The organism is Methylobacterium aquaticum, from assembly GCF_001043915.1.
Taxonomy (GTDB): Bacteria; Pseudomonadota; Alphaproteobacteria; order Rhizobiales; family Beijerinckiaceae; genus Methylobacterium; species Methylobacterium aquaticum.
In genome coordinates, this window is the sequence record NZ_LABX01000275.1 from 1 (window position 1) to 9,019 (window position 9,019).

Genomic DNA, 9,019 nt, shown 5'->3' on the forward strand with positions numbered 1-9,019 from the left:
GGGGGGACGCGAAGCGGCGGGCCAGGAGCGCCCGCAGGCTCATCACCGTCTGGGCGAGAACGCCGAGGGGACGCTCCCGGCGCTCGGGCGTGCGGAGGTGGTCGCCCACCCGCTGGGGTCCGCGCGGCGAAGAGTCGGAGAAGGGGGGCCGTCCCGATTGTCTCATGGTGCCGAATTGATGATGGGGGCGACCCGCGGCCGCGTAGGTAGCCTCAGTTAGGCACGGCATCGTTAACGCCCGATTAGGCACGGGCACCGGTACCGGGCGGCGCGCGGGCGCGGTAAGGAACAGGCACATTTCCGGCGAGACGAGGCTGCCTGCGCGATGTTTCGATCCCTCTACCGGCACGGTTTCGCCCGGGTCGCGGCCTGCGTCGGCCGCAGCCACATCGCGGATCCGGATGCCAACGCCGCCGAGATCCTGCGCCTGGCGGAGGCGTGCGACGCGAAGGGCGTCGCGGTGGCGGTGTTCCCGGAACTCTGCCTGTCGGCCTACGCCCTCGAGGACCTGCTGCTCCAGGAGGCGCTGCTGGAGCGGGTCGAGGCGGCGCTCCTCACCCTCGTCGAAGCGAGCCGCCGGCTGATGCCGGTCCTGGTGATCGGCGCCCCCCTGCGCCACGGCAACCGGATCTACAACGCCGCCGTGGTCATCCATCGCGGCCGGCTGCTCGGGGTGGTGCCGAAGAGCTACCTGCCGAACTACCGCGAGTTCTACGAGAAGCGCCATTTCGCCTCCGGCGCCGGGGTGACGGGCGAGACGATCCGCCTCGGCGACACCGAGGCGCCGTTCGGGACCGATCTGCTGTTCCCGGCCGAGGACCTGCCGGGCCTCGTCCTTGGAGTCGAGATCTGCGAGGACATGTGGATCCCGGTCCCGCCCTCGGCGCTGGCCGCCCTCGCCGGGGCCACGGTGCTCGCCAACCTCTCGGGCAGCCCGATCACGATCGGGCGGGCGGAGAGCCGGACGCTCCTGTGCCGCTCGGCCTCGTCGCGCTGCCTGTCCGCCTACATCTACGCCGCGGCGGGCCCGGGCGAATCGACCACCGATCTCTCCTGGGACGGCCAGACCGCGATCTACGAGGACGGCGAGGTGCTGGCCGAGGGCGCGCGCTTCCCGTCAGAGCCGCAGGTGACGCTCGCCGATATCGACCTCGACCGCCTGCGCCAGGAGCGGGCGCAGATGGGCAGCTTCGAGGACAATGCACGCGAGGCGCTGCGAACCGTGCCGGCCTATCGCCGGGTGCCGTTCCGGGTGGCGCCGCCCGATGCGGATCTCGGCTTCCTCCGCACCGTCGAGCGCTTCCCCTTCGTGCCGGCCGATCCCGCACGCCTCGCGCAGGATTGCTACGAAGGCTACAACATCCAGGTTGCCGGCCTCGCCCAGCGCCTCCGGGCGATCGGCACGACAAGGGTGGTGATCGGCATCTCGGGCGGGCTCGATTCGACCCATGCGCTGATCGTGGCGGCCCGCGCCTTCGACCAGCTCGGCCTGCCGCGCTCGGACATCCTCACCTACACGATGCCGGGCTTTGCCACCTCGGACGAGACCAAGGCCAACGCCCACCGGCTGATGGCGTCGCTCGGAACCCGCGCGGCCGAGCTGGATATCCGGCCGGCCGCCCGGCAGATGCTCGCCGACATGGGCCACCCGTTCGGACGCGGCGAGGAGGTCTACGACGTCACCTTCGAGAACGTGCAGGCGGGCTTGCGCACCGATTACCTGTTCCGGCTCGCCAATCAGAACGACGCGATCGTGATCGGCACCGGCGACCTGTCGGAACTGGCGCTCGGCTGGTGCACCTATGGCGTCGGGGACCAGATGTCCCATTATGCGGTCAATGCCGGGGTGCCCAAGACCCTGATCCAGCATCTGATCCGCTGGGTGATCGCCTCGGGGCAGTTCTCCGCCGAGGTCGGCCGCACCCTGGAGGCGATCCTGGACACGGAAATCTCGCCCGAGCTGGTGCCGGCGCGGGCGGGCGAGACGATCCAGAGCACCGAATCGAAGATCGGCCCCTACGCGCTTCAGGACTTCAACCTGTTCTACACGTTGCGCTACGGCTACCGCCCGTCGAAGATCGCCTTCCTGTCGCTGATGGCCTGGGAGGATGCCGGACGCGGCCCCTGGCCGCCCGGCTTCCCCGACGCGAAGCGGGGGACTTACGCCCTGCCGGAGATCCGGGCCTGGCTGGCTCTGTTCCTGCGCCGCTTCTTCGGCTTCAGCCAGTTCAAGCGCTCGGCCCTGCCGAACGGCCCCAAGGTGGCGGCGGGCGGCGCCCTCTCGCCAAGGGGCGACTGGCGTGCGCCCTCCGACGGCAATGCCCGGATCTGGCTCGACGAGTTGGAGCGCAACGTCCCGCAAGGGGAACGCTAAGCAGACTTGCGTTGGCAGGCCAACGCTGCGTCCGCTTAGGGTCTTGTTTGATCGCAGATTTTTGCCGCCGAACCGGCGACCACTTCGGCGAAATCTGCTTAGAGCGCTTCACGATTGCGTTGCAATCGCGAAGCGCTCTAGCTGTTTGATTTTGCCGCATTGTCTACGACGAACCGGTATCCACTTCGTCGGAAAATGCTCTAGAAACCCCATGGGAGTGTCAGCGCAGGTCGGGCCCCGGGGCCGACACGAGCCCCGCAGCGGGAGCCCGACCCGCCATGGCCGCCACCGCGCCCTCCGGCACCGACGCATGGCGCCCGATCCGGAGAGCCGCCCGCGGGTGCGCCGGGCCGAGACCCTGGCGATCGCCGGCGGCGAGACGGATGTCGGCATGCTCGCCACCGTGCTCGGGGCGGTCGATCACGGCGACCGCATCGTGTTCGCCACCGATGCGGTCTGCTCCTCCCCAAACGAGACCCATGACGTGATGGGGACGCTCGACCGGCAGCGCTTCGGCCAGCAGCTCGACTTGGCGACGACCGATCAGATCCTGCACAATTGGAATCGTTCGCAGTTGCCAGCATGATGATGCAGCGCAGCATCCGGCCTTCCACTCGTTTCGGCATTCATTCGCATGTCTTTCTGCGGTTCCCCGTGCACACGATCTCGTGATCGCGGCCCGTTCGACAGGTCTGGACCTAGCGTCATGGCCGAGATCGCGGTGGCGCCCGACGTCGGCTGCTGACATAGTCTCGGCCAAATCAGCCGTTAGCGATGGACGCCATGGCAGCACCTGCGAGCGGAGGCGATCCGATGCGAAGCTACAACCTGTTCTGCCTGAAGGGGCTCGACGGCCTGGTCTGCGCGGTGCCGGAGGATTACGCCGTGCCGGCCTTCGTGACGGCGGCGCGCTGGGCCTTCGGCGGCAAGCTCGACGGCAGCACGCCCGAGCCCACCGGCTTCGACGGCGCGGCAGCCGCGACGGCGGTGCGCTTCAACGGCTTTTACCTGTTCCAGCGCATGACCCCGGCACAGGGCTGAGGATCCTGCGCATCGGCCGCACGAGTCGGAGATCGTGGCGAACCTTCCTTAAAGGTCTCTGAGGCACTCTCGTGGGCATCCGAAACCCGCGAGGCCGAACGGGGCTGGCCGCCATGTCCGACATGTCCGAGCTGCGCAGGGAGACCCGCCTGCGGACGTTCCTGAAGGGACGCATCATCTTCAACAACGGCAATTCCAGCATGGATTGCCTCGTCCGCGACATCTCCGCGTCGGGCGCGCGGCTGATGCTCAGCCAGACGGCGACGCTGCCCGACGGCTTCGATCTGATCATCCCGGCCAAGGACCGCACCCACCGGGCGACCCTGCGCTGGCGCAAGGCCGACAGCGTCGGCGTGACCTTCGCGGAGGAGCCGGCCCGCCCGATACCGGGTGCAGCCGACGCCACCCCGGCGGTCCTGCTCGCCCGCATCCACGAGCTGGAGGCGGAAAACGCCACCTTGCGCCGCCTGCTGAAGGAGGCGGAGGTGGCGGCGCTCGAACGCACCACGTAGGTCTCGCCCCTCATCCCGCCCGGCCCCTGAACGGACGAAGGGCCGCCCCGTCGCCAGGGCAGCCCTTCCATTGCCGAACCGCGGTCCGACCGATCGATCTGTCAGGATCTCACCGATCCTGGATTGTCCGTCGTGCGCTCAGGCCGTGAAGCCGGAGGCGACGATCCAGGTCCGGCACGCAGACGACCGCGGCTGATGACAATGAGACACTGGATCACCTCCTTCCTGTTGTTGTCGATAGGCAGAGTGTAACCATCCGACGGGATTGCGCAACGCGGTTCGGGCGCGGCGAAGGGTCCGCGCGTCCGCACCTTGACCTCGGCCTTCGCCGGCTCATCTCCTTCCGATGAAGAACCATGGCTTCCTCAAGCTCGCCAGCGCCATGACGGTGATGACGCTCGGCGGCGTCGGCTACGCCGCCCATCGGCGCAGCCGCAATCCCTATTATCGCGGCCCTGTCAGCGACCACTTCGACGGGGTGCGGTTCTTCTCGCCGGGACAGCCGCCGGACAAGGGCCTGGGCGATGTGGCGCGCTGGCAGTTCGGCAGCGGCCGGGAGGCGTGGCCGGCGAGCGTTCCGAGCCCGTTCCCGCAGGACACGCCGCCGGAGCGGGTCGATGGCTTGCGGGTGGTCCATATTGGCCATGCCAGCCTGCTGATCCAGGTCGCGGGCCGCAACATCCTGATCGATCCGGTTTATGCGAAGCGGGCGAGCCCGGTGGGGTTCACCGGGCCGAAGCGTGCCAACCCGCCGGGCATCGCCTTCACGGCGCTGCCGCCGATCGACGCGGTGCTGATCACCCACAACCATTACGACCATCTCGACGGGCCGATCCTCGCCCGGCTCTGGGCCGAGCACGCCCCGACCTTCGTGGCGCCGCTGGGCAACGACGCGATCCTGCGTACCTACGACGCCACGATCCCGGTCGAGACCCGGGATTGGGGCGGCTCGGTCGATCTCGGCGGCGGGATCACCGTTCACCTGGTGCCAGCCAACCACTGGTCGGCGCGGGGCGTGAACGACCGGCGGATGGCGCTCTGGTGCGCCTTCGTCCTCACCACTCCGCAAGGGCTGCTCTACCATGTCGGCGATACCGGCTACGGCGACGGGGCGATCTTCCGGGAGGTGCGCCAACGCTTCGGCCCACCGCGCCTCGCCAGCCTGCCGATCGGCGCCTACGAGCCGCGCTGGTTCATGCAGCCGCAGCACATGAACCCGGAGGAGGCGGTACGGGTGTTTCGCGAGGTCGGGGCCACGCAGGCCCTGGGTCACCATTGGGGCACGTTCCGGCTGACCAACGAGGGCCCGGGCGAGCCGGCCGAGGCTCTGGGGCGGGCTCTGGCCGAGGCCGCGTTGCCGGCGGAGCGGTTCCTGGCGCTGCGGCCGGGGCAGGTCTGGGACAGCGGGGCCGATCGATAGCCGGTGCGTGACGACGACCGAGAGCGGCGGACGCTCGCCGCCGGGGTCGATGCTTAGAGCATTTTCCGACGAAATGGCTACCGGTTCGTCGTAGACAATGCGGCAAAATCAAACAGCTGAAGAAGCTTCGCGATTGCAACGCGATCGTGAAGCGCTTTATCCGAGCTTGAGCTTGCGCACGAGACGGCGGCTCCTGAACACAAGCTGGACGTTACCATCGCGGCCCTTGTAGATCAGAGCCTCGATATGAGCACCTTCGAATTGACTCTGCGCCATAATACGGCCGTCGCAGCCCAGTATGTCATGAACCTGCGACATCTGCATATCGAGCTTGATCAATTTCCATTGCCGCTCATCGATGGAGCAAGACGCTTCGGCGTGCGCAGGTTGCACGAAGGCGTAGGGTCGACCGGAGCCCTTCGAGACATCGGCCGTTCCCATGAAGAGATCGAGACCTGCGAGGCCGGCAACAGCGGCGATGGTCGTGATGGCAGGACGCATGGGACCCAGATCGAAACCGCAGGCAGCGACGCTACGACGCGCGCGACCGGATTTCAAGTCTTGAGTTGCAAGCCCCTGACTCTGCAATGATTTCGGCTTCGCTCACCCGTGCGGGGCCTCCGGCTCCGCCGCGCGGACTAAGCAGACTTGCGTTGGCAGGCCAACGCTTCGTCCGCTTAGTCTCTTATTTGACCGCAGATTTTTGCCGCCGAACCGGTGACCACTTCGGCGAAATCTGCTTACGGGACGACATCCGGACATGATCGTCCGGACGTCGTCTCGCCAGCCCGCGCGGTGAAACCGTCGGCTCCACCCGCCTGAGCGAAGCCGATCTCCGCATCGCGACGCGATCAGTCGGACATCGTATCAAAGGATGAACCGGCTCAGATCGGCATTCTGCGCCAGGCTCTCGACCCGGTCGCGGACGTAGGCCGCATCGATCGTCACCGTCTCGCCCGAGCGGTCGGGCGCCGTGAACGACACGTCGTCGAGGACCCGTTCCAGCACCGTCTGGAGCCGGCGCGCACCGATATTCTCGACCGAGGCATTCACGTCGACGGCGACCTTGGCCAGCGCGTCGATGGCGTCCTCGGTGAAGACGATCGTGACGCCCTCCGTCGCCATCAGGGCCACGGCCTGCTTGGTCAGGCTCGCCTCGGTCTCGGTGAGAATGCGACGGAAATCGTCGACGGTCAGCGGGTTCAGCTCGACCCGGATCGGCAGGCGCCCTTGCAGCTCCGGCAAGAGGTCGGAGGGCTTCGAGACGTGGAAGGCGCCGCTGGCGATGAACAGGATGTGGTCGGTCTTCACCGGCCCATGCTTGGTGGCGACCGTGGTGCCCTCGATCAGCGGCAGCAGGTCGCGCTGCACGCCCTCGCGCGACACGTCGGCGCCGGAGCGGCCTTCCCGGGCGCAGATCTTGTCGATCTCGTCGAGGAAGACGATGCCGTTGTCCTGCACGTCGCGCAGGGCCTCCTGGACCACGCTGTCCTGGTCGAGGAGCTTGTCGGATTCCTCACCGATCAGCGGCGCGTAGGCGTCGCGCACAGTCATCCGCCGCGGCTTGCCCTTCTGGCCGCCGAGCGCCTTGCCGAGCATGTCGCCGAGGTTGATCGCCCCCATGGCGGCCCCGGGCACGCCGGGAATCTCGAACATCGGCAAGCCCTGCGGCGCGCTCGCCGCCAGTTCCAGCTCGATCTCCTTGTCGTCGAGCTCGCCGGCGCGCAGGCGGCGGCGGAAGGCGTCGCGGGTGGCCTGGCTCGCGGTCGCACCGACGAGAGCGTCGAGGACGCGGCTCTCGGCCGCGGCCTCCGCCTTGGCCTGGACGCCGCGGCGCTTCTCGTCGCGCTTGAGGCCGATGCCGACCTCGACGAGGTCGCGCACGATCTGCTCGACGTCGCGGCCGACATAGCCGACTTCGGTGAACTTCGTCGCCTCGACCTTCAGGAACGGCGCCCCGGCAAGGCGCGCCAGGCGGCGCGAGATCTCGGTCTTGCCGCAGCCGGTCGGCCCGATCATCAGGATGTTCTTGGGCGCCACCTCCTCGCGGAGCGGACCCTGGAGCTGCTGGCGGCGCCAGCGGTTGCGCAGCGCGATTGCGACCGCACGCTTCGCGTCGCCCTGGCCGACGATGTAGCGGTCGAGCTCGGAGACGATTTCGCGGGGGGAGAAGGTGGTCATGAGGCTCTTCGGGCGGGCCCACGGCCCTGTGCGAGGGGAGATGAGGCGCAGGCGACGCGTCAGGCCGCGTCCAGGCTCTCGATCACCAGGTTGCCGTTGGTGTAGACGCAGATCTCGGCGGCGATCCGCATGGCGCGGCGCACGATCGCCTCGGCGTCGAGGTCCTGCTCCTCCAGCGCCCGCGCGGCGGCGAGCGCATAATTGCCGCCCGAGCCGATCGCCATGACGCCGCCCTCGGGCTCCAGCACGTCGCCGGCGCCGGACAAAAGCAGGCTCACGTCCTTGTCGGCCACGAGCATCATCGCCTCGAGGCGGCGCAGGTAGCGGTCGGTGCGCCAGTCCTTGGTCAGCTCGACGCAGGCCCGGGTGAGCTGGCCCGGATACTGCTCCAGCTTGGCCTCCAGCCGCTCGAACAGCGTGAAGGCGTCGGCGGTCGCACCGGCAAAGCCCCCGATCACCGATCCCTTGGCCAGCCGCCGGACCTTGCGGGCATTGCCCTTGACGATGGTCTGGCCGAGGCTGACCTGCCCGTCGCCCCCGATCACCACCCGGCCGCCCTTGCGCACCATCAGGATCGTCGTCGCATGCATGCGGGGGGCGCCCCCCGCGTCGTCATTGGCCAAGGATGTCTCTCCGGGCAGGCTGTCTCGCGTCGTGCTGCGGCGTAGGTGGGGGTTGCAGCGGCGTTCGTCCAGCGGGGCGGGGTGCGGAGCGAGACGCCGGGCACGGAGACGCCTGCCTGCCGCCGGGCGACATGATCGGATACGGTGATACGAGGCGCGCTGCCGTCCTTCGGCTGGTCGCCAACCCGGGGAGCCCGTTCCATGCTGATCGTGTTCGCCGGCCTGCCCGGGACTGGAAAGACGACGATCTCCCGCGCCGTCGCCCGCGCCCTCGCGGCGACCCATCTGCGGGTCGACGTCATCGAGCAGGCGATCCGGGATGCGGGCGTGCCGGCGGGCACCGTGGGCACGTCCGGCTACGCGGTGGTGCAGGCCCTGGCAGGGGCGAATCTCGGCGACGGGCGGGTCGTCGTGGCCGATTGCGTCAACCCGGTCGCCGCCAGCCGCCAGGGGTGGCGAGACGTGGCCGTCCGGGCGTCGGTGCGGTTGATCGAGGTCGAGGTCGTGTGCCCGGACGCGCAAGAGCATCGCCGCCGCGTCGAGGGGCGGGCCTCCGACATTCCCGGCCACGTCCTGCCCTCGTGGGAGGCGGTCCAGGGTCTCGATTACGAACCGTGGGACCGGCCGCGCCTCGTCATCGACAGCGCGGCTTTATCGTCCTCGGAGGCAATCGACGCCGTGCTCGGGATCGTGGCGCAAGACCGGCCGGCATGACGCCCGATCATCCGGGTCGGCTTTCGCGAGAGAGGCCCCAATTGCCTCTGCGCCTCAGAGTCCGTTAGGAAAGAGTTAACCCATAGTGATTGATGCGAGCATCCGCCCGATTGATGCAAAAAGCATCGCACCGGCCGAGACGTGGAGCAACGTT

General features: G+C 68.5%; 9 protein-coding genes. 6 read left to right on the plus strand and 3 right to left on the minus strand.

What is annotated here, in order from left to right:
- The first annotated feature begins 325 nt into the window (after positions 1-325).
- The 5 genes from VP06_RS28925 (at position 326) to VP06_RS28945 (ending at position 5,347) form a co-directional block, all read left to right on the plus strand.
- Positions 326-2,374, plus strand: a complete 2,049-nt coding sequence (locus VP06_RS28925; RefSeq protein ID WP_048467268.1) for an NAD(+) synthase — start codon at positions 326-328, stop codon at positions 2,372-2,374.
- A 310-nt stretch (positions 2,375-2,684) separates the two neighbouring features.
- On the plus strand, positions 2,685-2,960 hold the full coding sequence (locus VP06_RS36800) for an isochorismatase family protein (protein ID WP_245291358.1): 276 nt from the start codon (positions 2,685-2,687) through the stop codon (positions 2,958-2,960).
- Positions 2,961-3,187: 227 nt separating this feature from the next.
- Positions 3,188-3,415 carry a hypothetical protein gene (locus VP06_RS28935; RefSeq protein WP_048467269.1) on the plus strand — a complete coding sequence of 76 codons (228 nt, stop codon included), beginning with the start codon at positions 3,188-3,190 and terminating at the stop codon, positions 3,413-3,415.
- A 122-nt stretch (positions 3,416-3,537) separates the two neighbouring features.
- Positions 3,538-3,927: a PilZ domain-containing protein gene (locus VP06_RS28940; RefSeq protein WP_048467275.1), complete on the plus strand. Its 390-nt coding sequence runs from the start codon at positions 3,538-3,540 to the stop codon at positions 3,925-3,927.
- Between the two features lie 346 nt (positions 3,928-4,273).
- On the plus strand, positions 4,274-5,347 hold the full coding sequence (locus tag VP06_RS28945; RefSeq protein WP_048467270.1) for an MBL fold metallo-hydrolase: 1,074 nt from the start codon (positions 4,274-4,276) through the stop codon (positions 5,345-5,347).
- 156 nt (positions 5,348-5,503) lie between these two features.
- On the opposite strand, the gene VP06_RS28950 is transcribed toward VP06_RS28945, so the two are convergent.
- The 3 genes from VP06_RS28950 to hslV form a co-directional block, all read right to left on the minus strand.
- A complete protein-coding gene (locus VP06_RS28950) occupies positions 5,504-5,848 on the minus strand; it encodes a hypothetical protein (protein ID WP_048467271.1) in 345 nt (114 codons plus the stop codon).
- Between the two features lie 366 nt (positions 5,849-6,214).
- Positions 6,215-7,528, minus strand: a complete 1,314-nt coding sequence (hslU, locus tag VP06_RS28955; protein ID WP_048467272.1) for an ATP-dependent protease ATPase subunit HslU — start codon at positions 7,526-7,528, stop codon at positions 6,215-6,217.
- A 59-nt stretch (positions 7,529-7,587) separates the two neighbouring features.
- Positions 7,588-8,118 carry an ATP-dependent protease subunit HslV gene (hslV, locus tag VP06_RS28960; RefSeq protein WP_048467276.1) on the minus strand — a complete coding sequence of 177 codons (531 nt, stop codon included), beginning with the start codon at positions 8,116-8,118 and terminating at the stop codon, positions 7,588-7,590.
- A gap of 234 nt (positions 8,119-8,352) precedes the next feature.
- Here hslV and VP06_RS28965 point away from each other — a divergent pair, with 234 nt between their 5' ends.
- Positions 8,353-8,865: a P-loop nucleotide/nucleoside kinase family protein gene (locus VP06_RS28965; RefSeq protein ID WP_048467273.1), complete on the plus strand. Its 513-nt coding sequence runs from the start codon at positions 8,353-8,355 to the stop codon at positions 8,863-8,865.
- The last annotated feature ends 154 nt before the right edge of the window (positions 8,866-9,019 follow it).

Bases quoted from the DNA above. Each gene is read 5' to 3' on its own strand.
- hslU (WP_048467272.1), bottom strand. From the start codon at position 7,528: ATGACCACCTTCTCCCCCCGCGAAATCGTCTCCGAGCTCGACCGCTAC.
- hslV (WP_048467276.1), bottom strand. From the start codon at position 8,118: ATGCATGCGACGACGATCCTGATGGTGCGCAAGGGCGGCCGGGTGGTG.
- VP06_RS28945 (WP_048467270.1), top strand. From the start codon at position 4,274: ATGAAGAACCATGGCTTCCTCAAGCTCGCCAGCGCCATGACGGTGATG.
- VP06_RS28925 (WP_048467268.1), top strand. From the start codon at position 326: ATGTTTCGATCCCTCTACCGGCACGGTTTCGCCCGGGTCGCGGCCTGC.
- VP06_RS28965 (WP_048467273.1), top strand. From the start codon at position 8,353: ATGCTGATCGTGTTCGCCGGCCTGCCCGGGACTGGAAAGACGACGATC.
- VP06_RS36800 (WP_245291358.1), top strand. From the start codon at position 2,685: ATGGCGCCCGATCCGGAGAGCCGCCCGCGGGTGCGCCGGGCCGAGACC.
- VP06_RS28940 (WP_048467275.1), top strand. From the start codon at position 3,538: ATGTCCGAGCTGCGCAGGGAGACCCGCCTGCGGACGTTCCTGAAGGGA.
- VP06_RS28950 (WP_048467271.1), bottom strand. From the start codon at position 5,848: ATGCGTCCTGCCATCACGACCATCGCCGCTGTTGCCGGCCTCGCAGGT.
- VP06_RS28935 (WP_048467269.1), top strand. From the start codon at position 3,188: ATGCGAAGCTACAACCTGTTCTGCCTGAAGGGGCTCGACGGCCTGGTC.